The following is a 26721-nucleotide window of genomic DNA, read 5'->3' on the forward strand; positions in this document are numbered from 1 at the left end:
CAACCGACGAAACCGCCACCCGTCGGATGAGGTCAGACCCCAACCGACGAAACCATGACGGTCGGTCCGGCCGTTGCGTCCGTCGGTTGGGGTCTGACCTCAACCGACTGACCTCGACGATCTACGGACGGCCGCCGACGGTTTGGATCTGGACGACCGGGTAGGTGACGGGTTCACCGGTGATGGAGATCGGCGCCAGGTCGAACGGCCCGGCGGTGACCCAGCCGAATCCGTCGAGGGCGAGTGAGGCCGTCCAGGTGCCTTCCCAGGTGGCGCCGAGGGTGATCGTGTGATCGCCGGTCTGGGTGGGTGTCCAGGTGGCGGCGGCGCCCTCGCCGTTGCCGTCGGGATCGGGCTCGGTGCCGCAGGTGGTCGAGGTGCGGGTGGTGTCGCCGCTCGGACCGGTGATGGTCCAGACGAGTTCGCTGATGCCGACCTGCGCGGCGGCGACGGATCCGGAGGTGCGCGCTTCGACGTCGACGATGCCGGGGTCGTCGCACCAGAACCAGGTGTCGAGCTGAGTCAGCCCACCGAACCCGTCGACCGGCGGGTTGATCCCGACCTCGAGCGCCAGGATCTCCTGCGTCTCGACGTCGGTCTCACCAGGAGGCTGCGGCAAAGGAGGAGGCTGAGGAGGATCCTCCCCCGGCCACTCGCAATACGTGTAGATCGCAAGCAGTTCCCCAGAGTCAGTGTTGTACACCGTCACGAGCCAAATGGCTCCATACGTGACGACGATCTCGTCCGCAGTCTCCTGGATTCGCTGACACGGTGGCGGATCAACGACTGCGGTCGGCGGGATGTGGTATCGACTCCAAACGACCGGACTCGCCGGGACCTCGACCGACGTGTTCGATCCGCCAGGTCGCTCCACCACCGTCACAGTCGGCTTCGGCTCCGGGTCGTCGCCAGCGACGCATTCGTAGCGCTGTCCAACGCGTCGGCAACCTTCGTCCTGAGCGAAGGCGGTTTGAGGGCACCAACAGGCTGCGATAGCCACAATGGTGGTAAGGATCGCCGGCTTAATCATTCAGCCGTCGAGATCGCAAGGACGCGCCATCCGCCGACGCCTTGGATCAGGTACAGATCCAGCGTCTCCCCTTCGGCGGGTTCATCGCCGGTCACGTTGAAGACCACATCGCCGTTCTGATCGACGATTGCCGCGTTGGCCAGGTTCTCGGGTTCAGTTACTGCTCGTACCCACACCCACGTCGCAGCGGCGGGGAGGCCTTCAGCCGTATCCATCACCACGGCGGACCGAACAACCGGCTCCGGTACGCCCTGCGTTCGCCAGCCATTGTCTACAAAGGTTTGAACGTCCTCTCCGATGGTCGACTGGCAATCGTTCTCGCCCGCAAGGCAGAACTCGTTGATCCGATCGACGTCCGGCTCTTCGTTGATGTCGTGCAGCGTCTCGAGAAGACCTTGGATGATGGCGACCCAGTTCGGGTCGCCGGGGTTGGTGGTGGGCGGGGGTTGGGTGGTCGGGGTCGGCTCGGTGGTGGTCGGGGCGGGCTCGGTCGTCGGGGTGGTGGTCGGCGCTGGGGTGGTCGGCGGCGCCTCGGTGGTGGTCGTCGTCTCCGGCGCCGCCGTGGTCTCCGGGGCGGCGGTCGTGGTCGGTGCGGCGGTCGTCGTCGAGTCGGCCTCGTCGTCGCCCGACGAGCAGGCGGTCACCAGGAGCGCAGCGCTGATCGTGGTGGCGAGGATGCGTCGAGTGGTCAGCCGCATCCGTACAGCATGGCCGATCCGCGCCGACCATGCCATGGGGACATGTCCCCGAGACGAACGGAGTCGAACAAAGGGGGTCAGGCACCTTCCGTTGCTCGACCGACCGGGAGTCCCGGCATGCCGAACGGAAGGTGCCTGACCCCCTCTGTGTCAGGCGCGGGTGACGCCGTCGGCGATGGCGGCTTCGCAGACCGCTTCGGCGACGCGTTGCGAGACGCTCTTGTCGAACACCGGCGGCATGATGAACTGCTCGTTCAGGTCCTCGTCCGAGATCGACTCGGCGATCGCCTTCGCGGCGGCGAGCTTCATGTTCTCGGTGATGCTCTTGGCCCGGGCGTCGAGCGCGCCACGGAAGATGCCGGGGAACGCCAACACGTTGTTGATCTGGTTCGGGTAGTCGCTGCGACCCGTGCCCATCACCCGCACCAGCCCCTCGGCCAGTTCGGGACGGATCTCCGGATCGGGGTTCGCCATCGCGAACACGATCGGGTCGTCGTTCATCGCCTTGATGTCGTCCTGGGTGAGCACGTCGGGGGCGCTCACGCCGATGAACACGTCGACGCCGGCCATGACGTCGCTCAACGCGCCCTGCTTGCGGTCGGTGTTCGTGTTCTCGGCGAACCACTGCTTCCACTCGTTGAGCCCGTCGCGGCCGTCGTACACGGCGCCGCGCGAGTCGACGCCGACGATGTTCGTCGCGCCGGCCCCCATCAGGATCTTGCCGATCGCCACGCCAGCGGCGCCGACACCGGAGATCACGATCGACAGGTCTTCCATCTTCTTGCCGGTGATACGCAGCGCGTTCCACAGCGCGGCGAGGGTGACGACGGCGGTGCCGTGCTGGTCGTCGTGGAAGACGGGGATGTCGAGTCGTTCCTTCAGCGCTTCTTCCACCTGGAAGGCGCCGGGGGCGGCGATGTCTTCGAGGTTGATGCCGCCGAACGTCGGCGCCAGGCGCACGACGGTCTCGATGATCTCCTCGGGCGTCGACACGTCGAGGCAGATCGGGAAGGCGTCGACCTGACCGAACTCCTTGAACAACAGCGCCTTGCCTTCCATCACCGGCATGGCGCCCTTGGGGCCGATGTCGCCGAGGCCGAGCACCGCGGTGCCGTCGGAGACGATGGCGACGGTGTTCTTGCGGATCGTGTACTCGTCGGCGAGGGTCTCGTCGGCGGCGATCGCGTTGCACACGCGGGCCACGCCCGGGGTGTACATCATCGACAGGTCGTCCTGGTCGCCGACCGGGTAGAGCGACAGCACCTCGATCTTGCCGCCTTCGTGCTTGCGGAACGTGCGGTCCCACCAGGCGCGCAGGGTCACGCCGGGCGTGTTCTCGACGGCGGCCACGACCTCGTGCTGGTGCTCGACCGAGCTGCAGTTCACGACCATGTCGCGGTCGAGCGTGGCGCCCTTTGCGACGAACGCGTCGACGGCAAAGATGTTGCCGCCTGCTGCCCCGATCTCCGTTGCGAGCCGACCGAGTACGCCCGGGATGTTCTCGAGCGTGACTTGGAGGTGGATCGAATACTGGGTGGCGGGAGGCCGTGACATGCCGGAAACGGTACTCAGCCCCGGTGTCGGCCCGGAAAAGGGATGTGTGTCGGATGCAACAACCCGCACTCGGTCAACCGGCGGCGCGGCTGCGAGCTGCGGTGCTCAGGCGGCGACGGTGGGGCGCCAGTTGGCGGGCTTCGGGAAGAACTGGCTCGTGCCGGGCGGCGCCTGGAACTTCTTCCATTCGCCGGGCTTCTGGGCGAGCCGGTCGGTGATCGCGAAGATCGCGGCCGGGTTGAACCCGAGGCCGGAGTGGGAGCCGTACACCTCGATGTTCTCGCGGATCGGGCCCTCGTCGTCGAGACACTGCCACCAGCGCACCACCCCGTCGGAGCGGGTGTAGATCGACGACGCCGGCACGAGCAGCTCACCCGCGTCGTGGCCGGGGAGCGCCTCCTCCACGAGCGGGATGTGCTGCGGGCTCAGCCGGTCGTAGATGCGCGACACGGCGCTGCGGTCTTCGGGGTTGATCCGGAACGGACTCCCGAGCGTGATCACCTGCCGCACCAGGTGCGGGAACTTGCGAGCGAGGCGGCGAGCGTAGATGCCGCCGAGGCTCCAGCCGATCAGGGTGACCGGCGAGTCGTGGCGGTCGTGCATCATCTGCAGCTTGGCGATCAGCCCGTCGACGATGTGCGGGGTCGGGCCGACGTTGCGGCCGAGGTCCCACCCGTCGACCCAGTAGCCCTGGCCGCGCAGGATGTAGCGCAGCGGGAGGGTGGACGAGTCGTCAGCGAGGAAGCCGGGGAGGATGAGGACCGGGTGGTTGTCGCCACGGCCGATCATCCGCAGCCACGGCGCGGCCGCGAGCACCGACCCGAGCTCGAACACGGCTCGTGCTTCCATGAGGCGCAGCCAGTGATTGGGCGGCGCCGCCCCCCGGTCGGTCTCTGCCATGGTCAGACCATAACGCCCGCGCCGTCGGTGCGGCGGGTTCGGCGCCCCAAATATCCGGACATATGCTGGAGTGTCATGGACGCCAGCACCTGGGACGAGCGCTACCGCGACACCGAGCTGATGTGGTCGGCGGGGCCGAACGGCTTCGTCGAGGAGATCTGTTCCGGCTTCGAACCGGGGCGGTCGATCGACCTCGCCGCGGGTGAAGGACGCAACGCGCTGTGGCTCGCCGAGCAGGGGTGGGACTCGACCGCAGTCGACTTCTCGGCCGTCGCGATCGACAAGGCGCGAGCGATCGCCGAGCGACGCGGCATCCCCATCACGGCCGAGGTCGCCGACCTCGCGGCCTACGTGCCGACACCGGGCGGTTACGACCTCGTCGTCATCGCCTACTTGCAGCTGCCGGGCGATCAGCTCGCCCCGATCCTCGAACGTGCTGCCGCGGCGGTGGCGCCTGGTGGCCACCTCGTGCTGGTGAATCACGACGTCGACAACCTCGAGCACGGCTACGGCGGCCCGCCCAAGGCCGAGGTGCTCACGACCCCCGACCAGGTCGTCGCCGCGATCGGTGGCACCCTCACCGTCGACCGAGCCGACACCGCCGACCGCCACGTCCAGACCGACGACGGCCCACGAGTCGCCAAAGACACCCTCGTCGTCGCCCACCGACCCTGACCCCGACCCCGGCAGCCCGGAGCGTTCTCGGCGGCGTGAGTCCGGGTTCTCGGACGAGGTCCGCCGACAAGGGTCGAGCGGGCCTGGGTCTCAGTTCTCGGTGAGGTGAGTCCGGCATCGTGGACCAGGTTCACCGAGATCGATGGGGGCGTGGATCTGGGTCCTCGGTGGCGTGAGTCCGGGATCTCGGACGAGCGCCGCCGAGAAGGGTCGAGCGGGCCTGGGTCTCAGTTCTCGGTGAGGTGAGTCCGGCATCGTGGACCAGGTTCACCGAGATCGATGGGGGCGTGGATCTGGGTTCTCGGTGGCGTGAGTCCGGGATCTCGGACGAGCGCCGCCGAGAAGGGTCGAGCGGGCCTGGGTCTGAGTTCTCGGTGAGGTGAGTCCGGCATCGTGAACCAGGTTCACCGAGAAGCGTGGAGCTGGTCCGGGGCCTCGGTTCTCGGTGAGGTGAGTCCAGCACCGTGGACCAGGTCCACCGGGATGCGGGCAGCTTCCGAGACGCCGGGAGCCACCGTGGAGGACGAATGCGACGCCGTGGAACGGAATCGTCGGGAACGGTCGGGCTCGGCCTGCGAACATGGGGGTGTGACGGCGGAGGAGATCATCGAGTTGTTGCGGTTGGAGCCACACCCCGAGGGCGGGCACTACACCGAGACGTGGCGTGGCCCGGCAGGGGAGGGCGGCCGGGCGACGGCGACCCTCATCTATTTCATGCTCCGCGAGGGAGAACGATCGCACTGGCACCGGGTCGACGCCGCCGAGACGTGGTGCTGGCACGCCGGCGCCCCGCTCCGGCTCCGAATCGACGACTGGGAGGTGTCCCTCGGCGCCGATCTGCTCGCCGGCGAACGCCCGCACGCGGTCGTCCCGGCCGACTCGTGGCAGGCCGCCGAGACCACGGGCGAGTGGACGCTCGTCTCCTGTGTCGTCGCCCCCGGGTTCGATTTCGACGGGTTCGAGCTGGCCCCGCCGGGCTGGGAGTACGGCCAGCCCAACCCGGGTTCGGGCTGAGCGGAGGAGTAGAACGGCATGGGCATGATCGGCAAGATCTCACCGCTGCGGCACCTGTCGGTCGGTGTCGCCGTCGTCGGCACGACCGTCCTGACGGCGACCGGGATCATCGGCGGCGGCGCTCCGGAGAAGTACGACCAGTGGCAGTCGGTCGTCGAACCGGCCGGCGCCGACGGGGTCCGCCTCACGCACGTGATCGACCAGGACTTCGGTTCGAACGACCGGCGCGGCCACGAGACCTACATCCCGAACGACTTCGGCGAACCCGTCGACATCACGGCCGAGTCACCCGACGCACCCGATGCCGTCACCGCGACCGACTTCGGCATCGACACCCGCATCCGCATCGGCGAGGTCAACACCTTCATCACCGGCCAGCACCGGTACACCCTCGCCTACACGCTGCCCGAGGCGAAGCTCGACACCGGCATCCTGTCGCTCGACGTGCTCGGCGACGACGGCGCCGAGATCGACGAGTTCGAACTCGTCGTGACCGGCTGGGTGCTCGGCGATCCGCTCTGCTTCGTCGGCGCCGCCGGCTCGAGCAACCAGTGCGAGCTCGTCGAGTCGGAGGACGGTTTCTACCGGTGGACCGTCGACGGAGTCGGCGAGAACCAGGGCGTCACCGTCGAAGGTGACATCCTCGGATCGGCGGATGTCGTGTCGGTCGAGCCGCCGCCGCTGCCGGAACGGCGCACCACCTACACCGGTGTGCTCACGCTCGCCGTGCTCGCGCTCGGCGTCATCGGCGGTGGCGGCACCTTCCTGTGGGCCCGCCGCAAGGGGCGCAACGAGGTGTTCGCCGGCGGAGCGGCCGAAGCGGCGTACGGGAAGATGCCGCCGCCCGGTTCGGCAGCGATGGCGGGTGGCACCACCTCGACCGAACTGATCACCGACGCCCGTATGGCCGACCTCGCCACGATCGAGTTCGTCCCACCGAAGGGACTGGCGCCGTGGCAAGGCCGAGTGCTCCTCGACGAGCACGCCGACTCCGGCACCATCGAGGCGTGGCTCTCCGGACTCGCCGGCATGGAGGCGATCGAGATCGTCGACGACGGCAAGAACATGATCATCAAGAGCGGACCGAAACGCGAGCTGTTGAGCCCGGACGACGAACGACTCCTCGACGCCCTCCTCCAGGGCGGCCAGCAGTACACGACCGGCAAGTTCAACTCGAAGTTCGCCGCTGCCTGGTCGGCGATCGGAGCGCACCAGAAACAGCAGTTGGCGCAGAGCGGCTGGTGGAAGCACCTGCCGCCCGGCAGCGGCCTCGGCACCGGCGGCAGCAGCGGCTCGCCGTTCGGTCTGATCATGGTGTTCGTCTTCATCATGATCTGGTCGGGGTCGATCTTCACCGCCGTGATCGGCTGGTTCCAGAACCCGGTGATGGCGCTGATCGTCGGGCTCGTGTTCCCGACGATCGTGGCGTACTTCATGTACCGGGTGCTCCTGCCCGCTCGCAGCGCCGTCGGGTCGGCGCTCGCGCTCCGCACCGAGTCGTTCCGACGGTTCCTGCACGAGAGCGAGGGCCACCACGTGGAATGGGCGTGGGAGCACGGGGTGCTGCGCGAGTACTCCGGGTGGGCGGTCGCGCTCGGCGAGGCCGACGCCTGGTCGCGGGCGCTCGAGCGGGCGAACGTACCGCCACCCGCCCGGATGAGTGCCACGCCGATCATCATCGCCAACCGCATGTCGTCGGTGCAGTCGTCGTACACCAAGCCGTCGTCGAGCAGCGGCGGGAGCGGCGGCTTCCGAGGCGGCAGCGTCGGCGGTGGCGGAGGAGGCGGCTCTCGCGGCAGCTGGTGACCGCATGGTTGCCGGACGACGGGGACCCCGTTCGTCGGACCGCCGCCGCTCCTGATACGAACACGTCCATGGAGATCGGTTGCGTCCTGCCACACCACGAGATCGGGAGCGATCCCGGGGCGATCCGGGCGTTCGCCCAGGGCGCCGAGGAGTTGGGCATGACCCACCTGCTCGCGTACGACCACGTCGTCGGTGTCGATCGCAACCGGCCCGGCGGCTTCGAGGGCCCGTACGACTCGAACACCCAGTTCCACGAGCCGTTCGTGCTGTTCGGCTTCATGGCGGCGTGCACCACCACGATCGAGTTCGCCTCGGCGATCATCATCCTGCCGCAGCGCCAGACGGTGCTCGCGGCGAAGCAGGCCGCCGAGGTGGCGATCCTGTCCGACAACCGGTTCGTGATGGGGATCGGCGTGGGCTGGAACGACGTCGAGTACGACGCCTTGAACGAGGAGTTCGGCAACCGCGGCAAGCGGCAGGAAGAACAGGTCGACCTCATGCGTCGGCTCTGGACCGAAGACGTGTTCAGCTACGACGGCGAGTACCACCACTTCGAACACGCCTGCATCGCGCCGCGTCCGTCGCAGTCGATCCCGATCCTGTTCGGCGGCTCGGCGCCGGCACTGCTCGATCGGGCGGCCCGGCTCGGCGACGGCTGGTTCCCGCTCGGCACGCCGAACGACAAGTCGGCGGCCCGCATCGCCGAGATGAAGCAGGCCCGAGAGGCAGCCGGCAAGTCGTGGGACGGGTTCGAGATCCGCGCCCAGGCCCAGTACGCCGGCGGTGACCCCGACCGCTGGCGCGGCCACGCCCAGAAGTGGGCCGATCTGGGCGCGACCCACATCGCCATCGCCACCCACAACGCCGGCGACACCGATGTCGACGGCCACCTCGCCCGCATCGCCGAATACCAGGCCGCCATCGCCGACTGACCACGAGCGGCCACCGCCGACTGCCATCGCAGTCCGGCCAGCGGACGCCTGGTCGATTAAATCGCCTGTGCGTCCACCGGTGGACTCCTGGTGGATTTAATCGCCTTGGGGTCCGGGGTGGGGGCGGCGTCAGGTGGCGATCTCGCCCTTGGTGCCGAGGTCGGGGGTGTCGTCGGTGACGAAAGCCTTGGCCATCTCGAAGATCTGGGCGAGCCGGTTCGGCGCCGCCCAGTACGACCAGCTCTCGCTGCTGACCCGCATCACGATCGCGTCGGCCTTGTCGTCGAAGAACTGTTTCGAGACGTCGTCCCACAGTTCGTCGACGGCGGTGGGATCGTCGACGTAGTGCGCTGTCCCCGACACCGACACCCAGGTCGTGCCCTCGTCGACGAGCGCGACGTCGACCCGCTGACCGTCGGCGCGCCAGCCTGCGTCGCGGGTCACGAGGAAGTCGACCCCGCCGTCGTCGGTGATCTGCTGCACGGTGAGCGGGCGTGAGCTGAGTGCCCCGTCCTCCTCGACCGTGGTCACCATCGCGACCCGCACGTCCTCGACGCGCTCTCGCACCTGCTCCAACGTCAGTTCGTCGTCCATGCCCGCTTCGGTACCCGCCATCACGACGCCGCAACCCCATGTCTCCCCGTCGATCAGCCGCGAGCCGTCCCACCACTTCTCGGTGACTGTCGTCCGGGATCCCGTACCAGAGGCCCCGAGAAGTGCGGGCGCGTTCTCGGGTGCGGTTCTTGGTGGCTGTCGTCCGGGTTTCCGCACGGGAGGCGCCGAGAACCGTCGGCGCGCTCTCGGGGCCGTCCCATCGCTTCTCGGTGGCTGTTGTCCGGTGTCCCGTACCAGAGGCCCCGAGAAGTGCGGGCGCGTTCTCGGGTGGTGGGTTCTCGGTGGCTGTCGTCCGGGTTTCCGTACCACTGACGCCGAGCATCCCGACGGGCCGGGCGACGGCCTGGGTGCCGGACGACGCTGCTGTCGTCAGGCGGCGCGGTACGTGCCCGGGGCGATCTCGGTGGCTTCGCCTCGTTCGAGCATGCGTTGGACGTGGAGGCTCGCGCAGCGACGTTCGACGCTGTCGGCGAAGGTGTGGTCGACGTGGGGCCGGTACACGAACCGATGCGCCACCATGTCGTCGAGGGTGCGCGGCTCGCGCAGGAACTCCAGCATCGCCTCGTGTCGACGGGGGATGACGGCGTGGAACGAGTCGAGCAGCTCGAGAAAACGCTCCCGACCCTCGATGACGCCCTTGTGGTGGAACGTCACGTAGTACTCGGCCTCCTCGTCACGCACGGCGGCGAGCGACTCGTCGAACTGGTCGAGGTCGCTCCACACGTCGCCGTAGTACGGGCCGAAGCCGGTCAGGTCGATGTCGGAGAGGAAGAACACGCCGTCACTGATCCGGAATCCGGAGTGGCCACGGGTGTGGCCGGGCAGGTGCTGCGCCTCGACGTGCACCGTCCCGAGATCCCACACGTGGCCGTCGGTGAACCCCTCGGCATCGGGTCGCGGCGTGTAGTTGAAATGCTCGATCACCTCGGCGGCGAACTGCTCCCGGGTCTCGCCGGTGAGTCCGTACACCTCCATCAGCCCGTCGATGCTGCGAGCGCCCGGCAGGTCGTCGTCGTGGATGTGGACCCGCGCGTCGGTGAACAGGCCGTTGCCCGGCATGTGGTCTTCGTGGCTGTGCGAGTTGATGACCGCATCGATCGGTGCCGGGGCGCCGCCCATCGACACGACGTCGACCGACGGATCGATGATGACGGCCTCGCCGGCGCCCCGCACCAGCAGCGAGTTGCCCGACGGGTACTTGCCATTCTCGGCCCCGACCAGGACCGAGACGTGCTCGGTCAGTCGGAGTTCTCGATCGGCCCAATCCACCACACTCGCCATGCGCCGATTGTGTCAGCCGAGCGTGGCACGCACGTCGTCGGACCAGGCGAGCGACTCCGACGGTCGAGTGATCACGGGCAAGGACTGAACCCGTCCGTAGGGGTGACCGGCTACGCGGATTCGACGGCGGAGCGGGGGCGGAGGTCGAACCGGAACGAGGCGATGATGTCGCGGATCTCCTGAAGGCGGTGTTCGTGCTCGACCTCGAAGTGGCCGATGATCTCGAACAGCTCGACCGGCCGATCCTCACCGAAACGCGGACCGAAGAACGCGGTGTACAGCTGACCCTTGCGGCGGGCGTCGTCGCCGTCGCCGACGGTGATCTCGGCCACCCGGAGATACGACGGGCGGCCGTGCAACAGCCCCTTGCGGGACACGCCGACCTTGGCGTCGGGGTCGGTCGCCTTCAGGGCGCCGATCGCGGCGCGGGTGACGAGGTCGAGATCGAACTGGGCCGATACTCGTTTCCACATAATCCCGCAGTTCGTGCCTTCCTCGTCGTCGACGGTCAGGTAGGCGAGATGGGTGGCGGTCTGGCGAGCCGACCATCGGTCGGGCGTCTCGAACGAGAACGGGGTGATGGTCCAGAAGTCCTCGCTCGGGACGGCGTGGCGTTGCGACATGGCGGCTCCTTCAGTCGAGCAGGTCGTCGGTCGTCGGTTCGTCGATCGGCAGCGGTTCGGGTTCCGGCAGGGGTGCCGGCGCCTCGACCTCGAGCTGCGGTTCGGGGATCGGTTCGGGCATCGGCTCGGGAGCGGCTTCCACGACCGGCGTCGGTTCGGGCAGCGGTTCCGGTGCGGGTTCCACGACCGGCGTCGGTTCGGGTGTCGGCGCTACCGCCGGTGCGACCGGTTCGGCACCCTTGGTCCTGGCAGGTTGCTCGGGGGCAGGTCCGGGTTCCGGCGTCGGTGTGGGAGTGGCGGCCGGCCCTGCCGGCTCGGTGCCGGTGCGAGTCGGCTGCGCCAGCGCTGGATCGGTCGCGGGTTCGGTCTCGGGTTCGGGGGCCGGTGTCGGCGTTCGGGTGATCGGGTCGTCGAGCAGGTCGTCGGTGAGGGCAGGGCGATCGGCAGCGGGGTCGTGCACCGGTTGGTCGTGCAGCCGTTCGCCGTTGTCTTCGTCGATCGCTCGGTCGTGTGCTCGGTCGTCGGGTCGGATGGGGTGGTCGAGTGGCTCGTCGGTCGGGTCGGGTTGCTCGGTGGCCAGGTTTCGCACGGGTTCGGCTTCACGCAGCGGTGCAGCCCGGTCAGCGTCGGCCGTCCCGTCGTGCGTCGGTTCATCGGGTCGGATGCGGCGGTCGGTGGCGAGCGGCTCGTCGTTGCCCTCGAACACGACCGCCGGCTCATCGAAGGTCGTGTCGGCGCTCTCGTCGACCATTCGGCCGGTCGACGTGACGATGTCGTCGAACGGGTCGGTGGGAGCGGGGTCGGGTCGGGTCGGGTGATCTCCGGAAACGTCTCGGCCGGGCCTCGCCGTTCCCTCCGACACCCGACCCGGGAAGTTGCCGGTTGTCGTGTCGTCGGCCGCGTGGGTCGGGAGGTCGCTGGCCCTCGTCGCTTCCTCCGACACCCGACCCGGGAGGTCGGCGGTCGTTGCGTCCGCGGTGTCGTCGTCGGTGCGGAGCCGGCGTTCTCGCATGCGGGTCTCGTCGGCCAGATCGCGGCGCCGAACGTCGTCGCTCTCGTCGACAGAGGAGTCGTCGGGCGTGTCGATCTCGTCACCGACACCCATGTCGTCGTGCCAGCTCAGGTCGAGCTGCGACTCCGGTTCGGTGCGCTCCTCGTGGTGGTACTCGCCGTAGGTGCCGACGCCCTCATCGGTGTCGGCGCGCACGCCGATCTCCATCGACGACGACCACGGATCGGCGAGCGGTCCGCTGTCGGGCGTCTCCATCGTGCCGCCGAGTTCGACGCCGGCTCCGGTGCCGTCGGCCGTACCGTCGGTGCGGAAGTCGCCGCCGACGTGGAGACCCCAGTCGCCGACCCAGGCGTGGCCGGCGACGAATCCGGCCTCGCCCGACATCTCGAAGCCGCCGGGCCCGACGTCGACCGCCGCCTCACCGGCCGCACCGACGTAGGCACCGAAGGCGTTCAGCGTGACCTCGCCGTCGGCGGTGATCTCGACGCCGTCGGACCCGACGTCGATCCCGAGGCTGCCCTCGCCCTGCACCGTGACCAGGCCGAGCTGCATCTCGACGAACGCATCCACGTCGGCCGAGAACTCGCCGTCCTCCCACTCGACGTCGAGACTGCCGCCGGCCTCGGCGAAGCCGAGGTCGATCTCGGCGTCGGCCTCGAACGACCAGTTGCCGTCGCTGTCCCAGTTGACCCCGGCGCCGACCTCGATGAAGACGAGATCGACCGATGCCGAGATCCCCTTCTCGGGTCCGATCAGATCGACGTCGACCTCGACGATCGCCAGATCGACCGACACCGTGCCGTCCTCGTAGTACTCGATGATCCCGAGTAGCGACCACTCCGGCTCTTCCGGGTTGGGAACGACGTTGATGACCTCACCGTCGTCGATCCACATCGTGTAGTCGGCGCCCGGTGGGTCGTAGGTGGCGAGCGCCTCGCCCTCGGGCTGGAACGGTGCGACGTTGCCCGTGTCCAGTTGGTAGACGACCTCGCCGGTCTCGGCGTTGACGACCTGGGTGTCGTACGTCGGCGGCCCCATCGGGACGGTGTAGGCCTCGAACGCCTCGGTGTCGGGAGGGAGCCCCATCGCGACGGTCATGGGACCGCCGACCGTGAAGGTCGAATGGTCGACCTCGTCGAGCGTGCCCACCAGTTCCCCGTCGGCCACGACGACCTGCTCCCCGTTGTAGAGCTCGAACACCTCGAGCGCACCGTCGTCGCTGTACACCTGTCCGACGTAGACCGGATCTTCGGGGAAGGCCACCGCGACGACCTCGCCGTCGGCATTCACCATGTAGGTAGCACCGTCGGGCATCAGGTAGATGTCGACCGGTTCGCCGTCGTGGGTGTCGGAGCCGAGGTAGTACGGATCCCCGTTCGCAGCGGCCTCCGCTCGGGCAGCCGCCTCGGCTTCCTCCGCTTCGCGAGCGGCTTGCGCCTCGGCGATCTCCTCGGCCCGCACCTCGTGGCGGCCCTGCTCACGAGCCTGGATGTCCTCCCACGTCTGGACGGGAGCGTCGATCTCGGGGTCGCCGTCACCGTCGTTGTCGAGTCCGGAGAACGGGTCGCGTTCGAAGCCGCTGCCACCGTCGGTACCGATCGTGTCCGGGCCGTCGTACTGGGTGGCCTCGTTCCCCTCGAGTGATCCGGTGACGGGTGGGTCGATGTTGCTCACGGTGTGCTCCTCGTGCCGGTGCGGGACGGGCCGTTCATGGTGCCCATGGTGACGGCCGCCGGGCGGCGCTGCATCGGGAGGATCCCCGATCGCGACTCCCGGCGGCTCGTCACGCTGGACATGTCAGGCCTGCTCGTCCATCAGGTCGGGTTCGGGCTCGAGGTCGGCTTCGGCCTCGACGGGAACGATCGGCTCGGGTTCGATCTCGACCACCGGTTCGATGATCGGCTCGTCGACCACGACCGGTTCGATCGCCGGTTCGGCCGGCTGGACGATCGGTTCGGCCGGCTGTTCCAGCACCGGCTCGGGCGTCGGTGTCGGCTCGACGGGCTGGACCGTCGCAGCGGCCTGCGGTTCCGGCGCAGCCGGGCTCGCCGCTCGGACCGCCGTGATGTCGTCGTCGAGCAGGCCGTCGCGTGCCGGCGCATTGTCGCCCGACGCCACGACCGAGTCGGGCGCGATGTCGGGACGATCGATCCCTCTCGGCGCCTGGTCGACGCCGGCGTCGGCCGTCACCGGCTCGGTGTCGGGTCGCTCGATGCCACCGGGCGACTGGTCAGGGGTTGCAACCGTCGTCACCGGGTCGACGTCGTTCACCGGGTCCGACGGGGGAGGCGGTGCCGGGTTCGAGGCCGTCTGGGCTTGGCCGCGGAGGATGGGTGGGCCGTCGGCGATGTCGCCGAGGCCACCGTCGCCGTCGCCGAGGATGGGGTCGCGTCCGAGTCCGTCGGGGCGTCCGTCGCCGTCTTCGTCGATGTCCATGAGGCGTTCGGTGAAGATCGGCGGCTTGTTGGTGGGGCCGTCGGCGGGTGGTTCTGGTGCGGGCTCGTCGTCGGGGTCGACGCCGAACAGGGGGCGTCGGGGCCCGTTCGGGTCGGGGTCGGGTTCGGGGTCCGGTGCCGGTTCGTCGGCGGGGTTGGTCGCGTCGCCGTCTCGTCGCTGCCAGATCTTGGGCCTGCCCGAGCCGGGCCCGCCGCCGCCGGTGTCGGTGTCGTCGTCTTCCTCGGCCGGCGGTGGCGGCGCGGGGTTGGAGGCGGTTTGGGCTTGGCCGCGGAGGATGGGTGGTCCGTCGGCGATGTCGCCGAGGTCACCGTCGCCGTCGCCGAGGATGGGGTCGCGTCCGAGTCCGTCGGGGCGTCCGTCGCCGTCTTCGTCGATGTCCATGAGGCGTTCGGTGAAGATCGGCGGCTTGTTGGTGGGGCCGTCGGCGGGTGGTTCGGGTGCGGGTTCGTCGTCGGGGTCGACGCCGAACAGGGGTGGGCGTGGCCCGTTGGGGTCGGGGTCGGGTTCGGGGTCCGGTGCCGGTTCGTCGGCGGGGTCGGTCGCGTCGCCGTCTCGTCGCTGCCAGATCTTGGGCCTGCCCGAGCCGGGCCCGCCGCCGCCGGTGTCGCCGTCGTCGTCTTCCTCGGCCGGCGGAGGCGGCGCCGGCATCGACGCAGTCTGGGCGTCGTCGCCCGAGTCCCTTCGGACACCTTCGATCGTGGGCCCGCGCTCGTCGTCACCGATGCGGGCTTCACCCGAGTCCTTCCGGACACCCTCCAGGCCCGGATGCATCCCGACGGCAGCTTCATCGCCCGAGTCATCATCGTCCGACTCGTCATCGTCCGACTCGTCGGCGGGTGCTTCACCGATGCCGGCCGTGCCGTCCTCGCGCCACTCGACGCCGGTCGAGCCGTCGACGTCGTCCTCGGGGAGATCCGGGTCGCCGTGGCGGTCGTAGTCCTCCTTGGTGACGCCGGTGTCGAGGTGTTCGTTTCGCACCTCTGGGTTCGAGATGCCGTCCTGGTCGAGCGTCGAGTAGACGCCGGTCATGCCGGTCTCGTCGCCGTCCTTGTCGTTGGTCGAACCGTAGATGCCGCCGGTCACCGACGAGCCGCCGATCGTGCCGTCGGTGTGGACCTGCGCCTCGGCGCCCGCTCGCACCTCGCCGATACCTTGGGCGCCGGCGCCGCGGTAGTACTCGTAGGTGGCGGTCACGCCATCGCTGTCGACGTCGATCGAGTACTGCTCGCCACCGGACACGTAGGCGCCGAGCATGCCGACCTTGCCGTCCCAGCCGTAGGTGCCCTCGAAGCCGTCGGGTCCTACTTCCACGTAGCCCTCGACGTCGAGGTCGATGTCGAAACCGGCCGGCACCGTCATGTCCATCTCCACGTCGGCGCCGGCGTACAGCGTGCCGTCCGAGGTGAGGCCGGCCTCGCCGTGGATGTCGAACGCGACACCCTGGCCGCCGACCTCGAGGTCGAGCGAAGCGTCGACGTAGACGTCGAACCCGTCCTCGCCGATCGACAGGCCGTAGCCGAGCTCGCCGACACCGGCCACGTCGGCATTGACGTCGACGTCGATGCCTTCCTCGTCCCAGGCGACGCCGGCTTCGACCGAGCCGACCCAGTCGGCGCCCTCGATCAGCTCGCCGAGCCCGTCGCTCGAGAACCAGATGCCGCCGTCGGCGCCGAGATCCACCGTGACCTCACCGGCGCCCAGGTCGACCGTGACCGAACCGTCCTCGTAGTAGGTCACGATGCCGAGCACCGACCACTCCTCGTCGGGCGGCAACTCGAACGCGTCGACGATGTTGCCGTCGCTGTCGATGACGAGCACATAATCCTCGCCGGGAGGCGCGTAGTACGTGAACATTCCGGCCGGGTCGGTGGATCCGGTGTCCGAGCCGACCACGACCTCGTCGCTGTCGGCGGCGTAGACGACGCTGTCGTAGCTCGGGGGTCCCTTGGGGACCGCGTACACCTCCTCGATGTTGCCGTGCGGGGGGACCGGGGCGTAGTACGTGTCGAGTTCGACGTCGTCGAGGTAGCCGACGAAGTCGCCGTCACCGTCGACGATCACCATGTCGCCGTTCGGCAGCTCGATCAGCGAGCACGACTCACCGTCGACGCTCACCTGGCCCTGGTACTCGGGTTCTTCACCCTCGGGCCACTCGAACCCGACGACCTCACGATCGTCGACCGCCACGTAGGCGATGCTGCCGTCGGGCATCTCCCAGACCTCGACGAGCTCGCCGTCGACCTCGGTCGTGCCCTCGAAGAACGGGTCGCCGGCGTCGTGCGCTGCGTCGCGGGCGTCGTCCTTGGCGTCCTTCGACTCCCACTTCAGGTCGACGACGGTCTCGGTCTCGGGATCGAAGTAGACGGTGCTGCCGTCGGGCATCAACCAGATCTGCACCTCGACACCGTCGACCGTCGTCGTGCCGTCGTAGTAGGCGTCGCCGTTCGCGTGCGCTTCCTCGATCGCCTCCCGGCGCTCCTGTCGCTCGGCGATCGCGTCCATGTCGGCACGCACGACGCCCGTGTCGACCGCCAGGTCGCTGTCGCGGACCTCGGACATGGTGCCGTCGCCGACGAGCTCCATGCGGCTCGTGTCGATCTGGCGGTCGCCCTCGTCGCTACCCATCGCCTCGCGGGCGACGGCCGCGCCCGCTCCGGCGGCTCGGGGCTGGTCGACGGCGTGGACATTCTCCATCGTGATGGTGAGGTACGGGTCGGCCTCGGGTTGCGAGCCGGCCGGACCACTGTTGCCCGTCGCTCCGACTGCGTCCCGGGCACCGCCGGCCACGGGCTGATCGACCACGTTCTCCATCGTGATGGTGAGGTACGGGTCGGCCTCGGGTTGCGAGACGCCCGGGATGGCGGTCTCGACTTGGGCGACCTGGTCCGGCGTCCGGTCGCCGGCCGGCTGCGCCATGACCGTCTCGAACGCGTCTGCCATGTGGGGTGAGTCACCCGACTGCGACGTGGCGGGTTCACCCGCTTCGGTGGTCTGGATCGGTTCGACGACCTCGACGTGTTCGGGGCCGCTGCTCTGCTGGATCAGCGAGACGATCTCGCTCTCGCGCTCGCCACGGGTGGCGAGGCGGTCGGTCGTGGTGTTCCCGCTCATGTCACGCCTCCTCGCTGCGCTGGAGGCTGAACTGGAACGAGGCGCAGATGGCGAGGGCCTCACGGAAGGCTGCACGGTCGCCCTGGGGGAGATGGGCGACGAGCTCGAACAGCTCGACCGGCTGGTCGTCGCCGAACTTCGGTCCGTGGAGGGCGATGTAGAGCTGGGCCACCGGACGCTCCGACGTGGAGAACTCGGTGACGCGCATCAGCGACTTGACGCCGTTGAGCTTTCCGGGCTTCGCCTCGATCAGCTTGGCGTCGCCGTCGGCGCGGCGGATGTTGGCGACGTGGACGTCGGCGCTGGCCAGGAGGCCGAGCCCGGCGGGCACTCGCTGCCACCGCACGGCGATCGTCGATCCGCCGTCGGGCGACGTCGCGTACACCAGGTGGTCGACGGTCTGCTTCGCGGTCCAGGTCTCCGGCACCGTCATGGTGAACGGCGTGATCGTCCAGAACTGGGCGCTCGGGACGACGAGCGGGGTCATGGTGGGGAGAGCGGTGTCGGTCATCGTGCTGGTCCTTCGGGTGGTTGGCTCATGTGTCGATCGTGAACGACCACCGCCCGGGGCACATCGGGAAGATCCCCGATCCGCCTCGGTCAGCAGCCGACTCGGAGTGTGATGCGAGTGGTGTCGGTCTGTCCGGTGGCCGAGTTGCGGGCGACGATCTGGATGGCGTAGTCGCCGGGGTTGGCCGGCGCCGTCGTGTCGATCCGCCAGTTGCTGCCACTCCGCCCGAGTGCGATCTGGCTGCCGCCGAGTTGTGCGCCGACCTGATCGACGACGCCCGTCGTCTGCGCTCCGATCGCCACCGACTGCCCGCACTTGGCCGGATTCGGGTTGGCGGCTGCATTCGTGATCGTCGGCGGGGCGGGCGGTTGCGTCGTCGTGGTGGTCGGTGCCGCCGTGGTGGTGGGCGCCGCGGTCGTCGTGGGGGCGTGGGTCGTGGTCGTGTTCGCGGGCGGCTGCGTCGTCGTCGTGTCGGTCGGAGCCTGCGTCGTCGTCGTGACACCCGGGTCGCACGCGGACGGGCGGCGGAGTCGGCCCTCCTGCTGCAGGGTGCGTGTCTGGCCGTCGACGGTGGCTCGGATCTGCACGCCGAGCGTCGATCGGTCGGGCATGCCGGCCCAGCCGTCGAACGGGCCGAGCGTGCCGCGCCATGCACCGTTCGCGTAGCCGAGGGCACGTTCGACTTGTTGGCCGTTGGCGGTGCGGGCGGTGACGACCACCGACGACGCCCGTTGCGGGGCGGTCGCGGCGATGGTGAACGTGGTGGCGCCGCCCGGGCAGAAGCCCGAACCGGTCGCCCAGATCTCGAGCGGGTTCGGCGTCGCCGTGACGGTGAACTCCTGATCGGTCGGCTCGTCGGGCGTCGTGTCGTCCGGGATCGAGCCGTCCGGGTCGGTGGGCACTGTGTCGGCAGGGTCGACGCACGGCCGCACGAGGGTCACCGACACGGTCTTGATGGCGGTTGTGCCGTAGACGTCGGTGGCGGTGACGGTGAACGTCACGACGACCTGTTCGCCGGCGGGCGGGGAGCCGAACGGTCCGAGCTGCACACTGAAGTCGCGTTCGCCCCGGGCCTGCATCGAGCGCGACACGGTCGATCCGTCGGGCAGCGTGCCCGTGGCGGTCATCCCGACGACGGCGCCCGACGCCTGCACCCGGATGCCGACCTGCGTCGGACGATCGAAGCAGTCGGCCACTTCCTTGCCGACGATCACGCCGTCGGCCGGGTTGGTGGTGACCTGGAGCGACACCGGCCCGGGCAGGCTCCGCCTCCGGTTCTCGTTCGTGCCGTCGCACGGCTCGGGTGCTCGAACGGTGAGGCCGAGGTCGGCTACGACCTCGTCGCCGTCGACGGTGCGGGCGACGACGGTGACGGCCATGGCCCGATCGCGCCGGTTCGTCGCCTCGATCGGGCCCACGATCGCCCGCCACACCCCGTCGTCGCCGACGGCGAAATCGAGGCTGCGACGCCGACCGGCGTCGCCGTCCGGCTCGGTCGTGGTCGTCACGACGGGATCGTCCTCCGCCGTCGTCGTGGTCGTACTGGTGGTCGTCGAGCTGGTCGTCGTGCTCGTCGAGGTGTCGGCGTCCGGGTCGACCCGTTCGAAGAACGCACGAACGCCGAGCACGTCGTCCGGGTCGACGCCATCGAGTTCGGCGGAGAACACGGCCACCGCCGGTTCGGCCGGGCTGCAGATGTCGTCGCGGTCGGTCGTGGCCCAGATGAACGCCTGGTCCGACTCGACGTGCAGTTCCAGATCGCCGGCGCGGGCGGTCGCCGCGAGCACCTCGACCAGGGGCAGGGTCGTGCTGGTCGTCGAGGTCGACGACGTGGTCGTGGTCGCCGCCTCGGTCGTGGTGGTGGATGCGGCGGTCGTCGTCGACGCATCGGTCGATGCGGTCGTGGTCGCCGTCTCGTCGTCGCCGCCTGCGCACGCCGCGGCGAACAGGGCGAGGGCTGCGAGCGAGGCGGCGAGCCGTCGGGGCGCGGATGTCGACATCATGTGGCCATCGTCCCGCCGGACCGGCTGTGGTCACATCGGGAGAACTCCCGATCGGTGGCCAGATCGATGCGGTTCACGCCGGGTCGGCCTCTCGGAACGAGGCGACCACGTCGACGAAGACGGGCCCGAACTCGTCGAGCTCGCCCACGGGGGCGGTGCCGACGAACGAGAACGCATCGCGAGCCGGACCCGACTCGATGAGGAACATCGCCTGCAGCTGCGCCACCGGGGTCGTGCCGCCGATCGCGACCTCGCGGAGGTACACCAGTCGGTCGCCGAAGCGACCCGTCCGCTGCGCCCGGATCTCCGCCGACGGGTGAGCCTGTCGTTGGCGAGCGAACGACCGGACGGCGACGTCGCGCAACCCGGTCTCGTCGTCGACACGCAGCGAGGTGACGGTGATCGAACGAGTCGGGTGACGCTCGTCGCTCAGTCGGGCGACTGCACCGGGTGCCGTCACCGCGACCCACCCGTCGGCGACGTCGACGTCGAACGTCGGCACCGCCGGGACATCGCCCGAAGGAATTCGCACCGTCTGCTTGTCCACCATCGCCAGCCTCTGCACACACTCGTGATCACGTGCCGACCGTGGTTGCCGGCACCTCGACAACAGTAGTGACGACCCTTCAGGTGATCTTTCGAAATGAACAGAAGGGGTCAGGCACCTGCTGTTCAGGAACTCCGATGACCGTCCACTCGTGGAACAGAAGGGGTCAGGCACCTTCTGTTCAGGAACTCTGATGACCGTCCACTCGTGGAACAGAAGGTGCCTGACCCCTTCCGTTCGGGCTGCGTCGAACTGGCTAGCGTCGAGCGGCGATGGACGTGGTGGGTCGCGACGAGGTGATCGGCGAGGCACGAGCCCTGCTCGCAGGCGGTGCCGGCGCCCTCGCGGTCGTCGGCCCGGCCGGTTCGGGTGTCAGCGCGGTGCTCGCTGCTGTCGCCGACGAAGCCCACGCCATCGGCCGACCGCTCGTCACCGGCGCCGGTCGACCGGCCGAACAGCACGTGCCGGCGGCGCTGCTGCGCGAGTTGGCGACCGGCGACGAGGCACTGGCCACCGTCCTCCGCGGCGTCGCCGGCGACGACGACGGCGGCTACGCGATCGCCGTGTTCGAGTGGGCGTCGGCGGGCCGACCCGTCGCCTTGATCGTCGATGACCTCCATCTCGCCGACGGCCCGTCGGGCGATGCGATCACCCACCTCGCCCGACGCGCCGAACTGACCTCGGTGACCCTCGTCATCGGCACACACGACGCAGCCGGGCTCGACGGTGTCACGACGATCGAGCTCACTGCACTGTCGGCCGACGACCTGATCGGTGTGCTCGAACGACGCGTCGGGTCGATCGACCCGTCGGTCGCACGGGCAATCGCCCAGCTGGCCGAGGGATCGCCGCTCGTCGCCGTCGAGGTCGCCCGTTCCCTCGACGATGCGCAGCGGCGCGGCACCGAACCGTTGCCGTCGTTCGCCGCCGTCGCCGCGCCGATCCGGCATGCGTTCGCGCACGGCGTCGAAGGGCTCCCCGACGACACGCGCCGGGCGCTGTGCCTGGCCGCCGCCGAACCCACCGGCGAGGTCCGTGTGATCGCCGCCGCACTGCGTTCCCTCGGTGACGACCTCGCCGCCCTCGAACCCGCTGAGGACGTCGGCATCATCACCATCGCCGACGGCGAGGTCGTGTTCGACCACCCGATCCGCCGCAGCGTCGCCTACCACCAACTCGCCCCCGCCAGCAGGCGTGGCGCCCACCGGGCGCTCGCCGCGGCACTCGACGCGCCGCAGGACGCGGAGCGTCGTCTCGCCCACCTCGTCGCCGGTGTGATCGAGCCGAACGAGTCGCTCGCATCCGACCTCGAGTTCGCCGCCGAGGCGGCCGAGCGCCGACGTGACGCGCTCGAGGCGCGGCGGTGGTGGCTCGCCGCATCGCGCCTGTCGCCCGACGCCGCCGACGCCGAGCGACGTCGTCATCGCGCCGACGCTGCCGGTTCGCTCGACGGCGATCCGCTCGCCGCCCTCACGAAGGCCGAGCGACGGGTGGCGGCCGTGGTCGGCAGTGGCGCCACCAACAAGGCAACCGCCGAGACGTTGTACGTGAGCGTCAAGACGGTCGACGCGCACCTCCAGTCGATCTACCGCAAGCTCGCCATCTCGTCGCGAGCCGAGCTCGCGGTGCTCGTCACGCAAGCCGGACTGGCCGGGGCGGGGAGGGCCGGATGAGCGACACGAGTCGGGTCGACCGCTGGCTGCTCGATGCCGGCTTCGACCCCGATCCCGACGCCGCGCTGACCGGTCGCGCCGCCGACGAACTCGGGGCCTCCGGCGACTCGGGCGCACCCGACCCGTGGGCCGATGCGGCGCCGGTCGTCGGGCTCGACGAGGGCCAGCGCGACTACCTCGACGCCACGAGCCCCGACCTGAGCGGCGGCCTGCCCGCTCAACTCCTCGACGGCAGCGACCCCTTCTCCGGCCTCGACCCCGACGCCCTCGCCGACGCCGACCAGATCATCGACCTCGACGACTGACCAGAAGGGGTCAGGTGGTGTAGCGGCGTTCGTGGTGTCTTGTCATGGTGTCGGCGACGGTGATCTCGAGCGGGCCGGCGAGGGGATCGGTCGCCACCTCACGCCAGCGGGTCATCGCCGCCAGTGCAGCATCACGGTCGGCGTTCGCCGGTCCCGACATCGCCTGCTCGACGTCGGTGGCGAGGTCGGCCGGGAGCCTCACCGCACCCGACAGCACCAGGTGCGCCGCATTGAGCAGCGCGAACTCCGCCGCGCTGGCGTCGGCCCGGTCGACCTCGGCGGCGAGGGTCGCTGCATCCGGATGGCCGACGGCGGTCAACTCGGCCACCAGGCCTCGCAGCGCGACGAGCGTCGTCCTCGCCTTCAGCAGCCGTGCTCGCGGCATGAACTGGTCGGCGATCAGCCGTCGGAGTGCCGACAGCCCCGACAGGTCGACGAGATGGTCGGACAGCTCGCGGGCGGAACCAACCGTTCCGGTCACGATCGCATCGATCGCCGCCCGGACCCCGAAGATGCCGAGCCGGTCGAGCAGGTCGCGGCGGATCTCGGCGGTGAGCGGGCTGGCGTTCACGTCGCAGAAGTCGTCGACCGACAGCAGCAGCCGCACTCGCTCGCCGTCCGGCATCGCCGCCAGTTGTGCGAGCTGTGCGTACTCAGACTCCCGGAGGGTCAGCCCGGTCTCGGCCAGCAGACCCGCCACCGCGACCACGTCAGACACCAACGTCCGCACGTCGGGGTCGCCGGCGTAGCGTTTTGCGATCCGGTGCGCCGACTCCATCGCGTTCGGGCGACACGCCCCGATCTCGTCCGACCGTGACAGCACGGCGACGGCGTTCACCGGTGAGGCGCCGGCGACCGATCGGTCCATGAACGAGCCGAGGAAGTCGGCGTCGGCCTTGTGGAGGTGCCGCATCAGGTAGATGACGGCGTCGGCGTTCGCCGGGTTGGTGCGATCGTGGTCGAGGAACGCTTGGGTTCGCTGGCTGTTCTCGTCGTTGAGCGACGCCAGACCGGGCGTGTCGATGAGGGTGATCTCGGTGAGGGAGCGGCTCGGCCAGCCGACGTCGAGCCGGTCGATCTCGTCGGCGTGTCGACCGAGGTCGATCGCAAGCGCACCCTCGTCGCGCTTGAACGTGAGCGGGACGCGGCGCCCGTCGGCGAGATCGGCGGCCACCTCGTAGCCGTCGGCGTGGTGGTACAGGGTGACCAGATGGGTGCACTCGCCCGCATCGGTCGCCGCCAGTCGTTCGCCGACCAGCGCGTTGAGCAGGGTCGACTTGCCCGCCTTCACGCGTCCGGCGATCGCGATCCGCAGGGGTCCGCGGAAGCGCTCGGCGATCGCCGTCGCCCGGTCGGCGTGTGGGCTGCCGGCCGTCAGGCGCTCGGCGGTGTCGCACAGTTCGCCGACGGTGGTGACCACGTCGAGATTCGGCCGATCGCTCATGCCGCACCTCCGGCCAACTCGTCGAGCCCGGCGGCGAGGGTGTCGCCCCGTTCGAGCATTGCCCTGATCCCAGCAGCGCGTTCGGTTGCGGCCTGCTCGCCGGCCGCGAGGGTTTGTTGCGCCTGCTGGGCGGCGGCCGTCCAGCTCGTCTGCAGATCGCCGATCAGTGCGATGAACTCGTCACGCAGCTCGCGCTGCACCGATCGGAGGAACTGGGTGATCTCGTTCATCACCTCGAACTGGACCTCGTCGGTGAAGGAGCGCAGCTGGGTGCGCGCGCCCTGACGCCGTTGCTGCAGCTTCCGTTTCCGGTCGTCCATCAGCTGGAACCCACCGAACAGGGCGCCGGCGCCGAGCAGCACCGGGTTCGACGCGATGAACAGCGCCGCCGCCTGCGGGAGGAACTGGCTGCTGACACCGAGCATGAGCACGCCGCCCTGAGCGCCGCGCAGACCCGTGATGCCGGTGCGGAACGCACGGCCGCCCGACGACTCCGACGGATCGATGTCGCGCGCCCGCCACATCGACGCCGTGTCGAGCACGTCGAACTGGCGTGACTCGCTCGGCCCGATCACGTCGTCGGCTGCGAGCAGCTCGGCGAGTTCGGCCCGGATCGAACCGCGGCCGGTCTCGATCGACACGAACGCCTCGGTCACCGTGTCGGCGACGTCGCTCTGCAACGTGGCGGCGAGCCCGTCCCACTGCTCGGCCGTCTTCAGCGTCTCGATCTGTTCCTCGATGATCCGGGTCGTCTCGCGAACCCGGCCGCGGAGCCGGTGCGTCACCTCGCTCGACAGGTCGGTGATGCGATCGCCGAGCACGGTCTGCCAACGCGCCGACCCGCCGCGCAAGGTCTCGAGCCGCTGTGTCGCCGCGTCTGCCTGCTCCCGGAGTCGCTCGGCGGCAGCCGGATCGGTGAGTGCCTCGAGTTCGGCGCGCAGCACCGACTCCGTCGATCGGATCATGGCGGCGGTCTCGCCGGCGGCACGCGTCGCCGCGTTCGCCTTGGCCGGTCCGATGACCCGCTTCGCGAGCACCTGGATCAGCTCGGGGATGCCGCTCCGTTCGTTGAGTTCGCGGTCGCGGGCGGTGAACGCCGCCTGGCGCAGCGCCGAACTCACCGGGACGATCGGGATGTCGAGGTCGCGACGGTCGAGGTGCGCCCGGTCGAGATCGAGGATGCGTCGCCATTCGGGTGCGATGTCGGTCTTGGTGAGGGCGATGACGACGTCGGGGCACCGTTCGCGGGCGATGGCCAGGAAGTCGAGCTCGGGTGCCGTCAACTCGGAGGTGGCGTCGCTGACGAACACCAGCCCGTCGGCGAACGGCAGGAACGAGAGGGTGGCGCTGGCGTGACCGGCACCGAGGCCGCCCATGCCGGGCGAGTCGACCAGGGCGAGGCCGTCGGCGAGGAGCGGGCTCGGGACGAGCACGTCGACGCGCTCGATCCGGCGGTCGCTGGTCGACCCGTGTTCGGTGACGTACGTGGCCACCTCGTCGACGGCGATCCGTTCGGCCTTCGGCTCGTCGTCACCGACGTAGCGGACGACGGCGTCGGCCTGCTCGCCGTGGCGGACGAGGGTCAGGGTCGCGGTCGCGATGTCGTCGTCGACCGGGCAGAGCTCTTGGCCGATCAGTGCGTTCAGGAGTGAGCTCTTGCCCTGCTTGAACTCGCCGACGATGCACACCACCGTGTTCGGCCGAGCGGCCCGCACACGTGCAGCCTGGGCGCGATCGGCGAGATCGGCGCGGCCAGCCGAGCGGAGCAGCTCACCGGCTGCGGCGAGCGACTGGTCGAGATCGGCCACGCTCATCCGTCGGTGCCCTCGTCGAGGTCGTCGAACGCGTCGTAGCCGGAGTCGGCCGCGTCGTCGCCGGACGGCTCCGACGTCCACGACGGGTCGGTGGCCCCGACGCCATCGGCCACGGCGTCGCCGCCAGGTGCATCCTCGGCGACGTCGAACGAGTCGAACGCGTCGTACGGGCCGACCCCGGTGTCAGCCGGGCCGGCGTCGTCACTGTCAGCGGGTGGGGGCGTCGCCGTCGATGGGTCGGCGGGTGCGGGTGCGATGTCGTCGACGACCACATCGTCGGTGTCGTCCGTGTCGACGGTCGGGTCGGGGAGTTCCTCGGTCTGTGCTTCCGTCTCGGCGACGAACTCGTCGAACGGGTCGACCAGGCTCGGCTCGGAGTCGGTGTCCGACACCGTGTCGGAAGCGGTGGGGACGGCGAACTCGGTGTCGACGTCGTCGCGAGCTGCGAGGTCGTCCTCGGTGATCTCGATCTGGTCGACGTCGTCGGTGAGGCCTGTGATCATCGCGTCGCCGAGCCACGAGTCGCCTGCGGGAGCGGGCGACTCGTCGAGTGCGGCAGCGGCGGCGGCGTCCGTACTCGGGTCGATCTCGACGCCGTCGGCGGGCGCGTCGGCCCAGCCGGGGCGGTGGTCGAGGTGGCGGTCGAGCCAGCTCGGGGCGGGAGCGTGGTCCATGGTTCGGAAGCTAGACGATCGGTCTCGGGGTCGACATCGGGA

21 protein-coding genes are annotated in these 26721 nt (G+C 69.7%); 6 read left to right on the forward strand and 15 right to left on the reverse strand.

Annotated features, from left to right (window positions below; genetic code table 11):
* Window positions 1-121: 121 nt before the first annotated feature.
* The 4 genes from BDK89_RS01055 to BDK89_RS01070 form a co-directional block, all read right to left on the reverse strand.
* Entirely contained in the window at window positions 122-619 is a 498-nt protein-coding gene (locus BDK89_RS01055; RefSeq protein WP_133867189.1) for a hypothetical protein, read from the reverse strand.
* A gap of 407 nt (window positions 620-1026) precedes the next feature.
* Window positions 1027-1728 carry a hypothetical protein gene (locus tag BDK89_RS01060; protein WP_133867190.1) on the reverse strand — a complete coding sequence of 234 codons (702 nt, stop codon included), beginning with the start codon at window positions 1726-1728 and terminating at the stop codon, window positions 1027-1029.
* A gap of 150 nt (window positions 1729-1878) precedes the next feature.
* A complete protein-coding gene (locus BDK89_RS01065) occupies window positions 1879-3282 on the reverse strand; it encodes an NAD-dependent malic enzyme (protein ID WP_133867191.1) in 1404 nt (467 codons plus the stop codon).
* A 105-nt stretch (window positions 3283-3387) separates the two neighbouring features.
* A complete protein-coding gene (locus tag BDK89_RS01070; RefSeq protein ID WP_133867192.1) occupies window positions 3388-4182 on the reverse strand; it encodes an esterase/lipase family protein in 795 nt (264 codons plus the stop codon).
* A gap of 75 nt (window positions 4183-4257) precedes the next feature.
* Between BDK89_RS01070 and BDK89_RS01075 the strand changes: the two genes are divergently transcribed.
* The 4 genes from BDK89_RS01075 (at window position 4258) to BDK89_RS01090 (ending at window position 8609) form a co-directional block, all read left to right on the forward strand.
* Window positions 4258-4857 (forward strand): class I SAM-dependent methyltransferase, encoded by a 600-nt coding sequence (locus BDK89_RS01075; protein ID WP_133867193.1) that lies wholly within the window; start codon window positions 4258-4260, stop codon window positions 4855-4857.
* Between the two features lie 588 nt (window positions 4858-5445).
* Window positions 5446-5871 carry a cupin domain-containing protein gene (locus BDK89_RS01080; protein ID WP_243839064.1) on the forward strand — a complete coding sequence of 142 codons (426 nt, stop codon included), beginning with the start codon at window positions 5446-5448 and terminating at the stop codon, window positions 5869-5871.
* A gap of 18 nt (window positions 5872-5889) precedes the next feature.
* Window positions 5890-7677: a DUF2207 family protein gene (locus tag BDK89_RS01085; RefSeq protein ID WP_133867195.1), complete on the forward strand. Its 1788-nt coding sequence runs from the start codon at window positions 5890-5892 to the stop codon at window positions 7675-7677.
* Window positions 7678-7745: 68 nt separating this feature from the next.
* Window positions 7746-8609 carry an LLM class F420-dependent oxidoreductase gene (locus BDK89_RS01090; protein WP_133867196.1) on the forward strand — a complete coding sequence of 288 codons (864 nt, stop codon included), beginning with the start codon at window positions 7746-7748 and terminating at the stop codon, window positions 8607-8609.
* A gap of 129 nt (window positions 8610-8738) precedes the next feature.
* Here BDK89_RS01090 and BDK89_RS01095 read toward each other — a convergent pair whose 3' ends face one another.
* The 8 genes from BDK89_RS01095 to BDK89_RS01130 form a co-directional block, all read right to left on the reverse strand.
* Window positions 8739-9203: a pyridoxamine 5'-phosphate oxidase family protein gene (locus BDK89_RS01095; RefSeq protein WP_166657293.1), complete on the reverse strand. Its 465-nt coding sequence runs from the start codon at window positions 9201-9203 to the stop codon at window positions 8739-8741.
* Between the two features lie 390 nt (window positions 9204-9593).
* Window positions 9594-10505 (reverse strand): MBL fold metallo-hydrolase, encoded by a 912-nt coding sequence (locus BDK89_RS01100; RefSeq protein ID WP_133867198.1) that lies wholly within the window; start codon window positions 10503-10505, stop codon window positions 9594-9596.
* Window positions 10506-10615: 110 nt separating this feature from the next.
* Window positions 10616-11128 carry a hypothetical protein gene (locus BDK89_RS01105; protein WP_133867199.1) on the reverse strand — a complete coding sequence of 171 codons (513 nt, stop codon included), beginning with the start codon at window positions 11126-11128 and terminating at the stop codon, window positions 10616-10618.
* 10 nt (window positions 11129-11138) lie between these two features.
* On the reverse strand, window positions 11139-13814 hold the full coding sequence (locus BDK89_RS01110; protein WP_133867200.1) for a hypothetical protein: 2676 nt from the start codon (window positions 13812-13814) through the stop codon (window positions 11139-11141).
* A 123-nt stretch (window positions 13815-13937) separates the two neighbouring features.
* A complete protein-coding gene (locus BDK89_RS01115) occupies window positions 13938-17708 on the reverse strand; it encodes a hypothetical protein (RefSeq protein ID WP_133867201.1) in 3771 nt (1256 codons plus the stop codon).
* Between the two features lies 1 nt (window position 17709).
* Window positions 17710-18219, reverse strand: a complete 510-nt coding sequence (locus tag BDK89_RS01120; RefSeq protein WP_133867202.1) for a hypothetical protein — start codon at window positions 18217-18219, stop codon at window positions 17710-17712.
* Window positions 18220-18308: 89 nt separating this feature from the next.
* Window positions 18309-20222, reverse strand: a complete 1914-nt coding sequence (locus BDK89_RS21530) for a hypothetical protein (protein ID WP_166657257.1) — start codon at window positions 20220-20222, stop codon at window positions 18309-18311.
* Between the two features lie 73 nt (window positions 20223-20295).
* Window positions 20296-20754, reverse strand: a complete 459-nt coding sequence (locus BDK89_RS01130; RefSeq protein ID WP_133867203.1) for a hypothetical protein — start codon at window positions 20752-20754, stop codon at window positions 20296-20298.
* Window positions 20755-21041: 287 nt separating this feature from the next.
* Here BDK89_RS01130 and BDK89_RS01135 point away from each other — a divergent pair, with 287 nt between their 5' ends.
* Entirely contained in the window at window positions 21042-22442 is a 1401-nt protein-coding gene (locus tag BDK89_RS01135; protein WP_133867204.1) for a helix-turn-helix transcriptional regulator, read from the forward strand.
* Window positions 22439-22747: a hypothetical protein gene (locus BDK89_RS01140; protein WP_133867205.1), complete on the forward strand. Its 309-nt coding sequence runs from the start codon at window positions 22439-22441 to the stop codon at window positions 22745-22747. The genes BDK89_RS01135 and BDK89_RS01140 overlap by 4 nt, the downstream gene beginning before the upstream one ends.
* 10 nt (window positions 22748-22757) lie before the next feature.
* On the opposite strand, the gene BDK89_RS01145 is transcribed toward BDK89_RS01140, so the two are convergent.
* Genes BDK89_RS01145 through BDK89_RS01155 form a run of 3 tightly spaced genes read right to left on the reverse strand, consistent with a single transcriptional unit; the run spans window position 22758 to window position 26679 of the window.
* Window positions 22758-24191 carry a dynamin family protein gene (locus BDK89_RS01145; RefSeq protein ID WP_133867206.1) on the reverse strand — a complete coding sequence of 478 codons (1434 nt, stop codon included), beginning with the start codon at window positions 24189-24191 and terminating at the stop codon, window positions 22758-22760.
* Window positions 24188-26005 (reverse strand): dynamin family protein, encoded by a 1818-nt coding sequence (locus BDK89_RS01150; protein WP_133867207.1) that lies wholly within the window; start codon window positions 26003-26005, stop codon window positions 24188-24190. The genes BDK89_RS01145 and BDK89_RS01150 overlap by 4 nt, the downstream gene beginning before the upstream one ends.
* Window positions 26002-26679 (reverse strand): hypothetical protein, encoded by a 678-nt coding sequence (locus tag BDK89_RS01155; RefSeq protein ID WP_133867208.1) that lies wholly within the window; start codon window positions 26677-26679, stop codon window positions 26002-26004. The genes BDK89_RS01150 and BDK89_RS01155 overlap by 4 nt, the downstream gene beginning before the upstream one ends.
* Window positions 26680-26721 lie beyond the last annotated feature (42 nt).

Origin of the sequence: Ilumatobacter fluminis, from assembly GCF_004364865.1 — a bacterium.
GTDB classification, from domain to species: Bacteria; Actinomycetota; Acidimicrobiia; order Acidimicrobiales; family Ilumatobacteraceae; genus Ilumatobacter; species Ilumatobacter fluminis.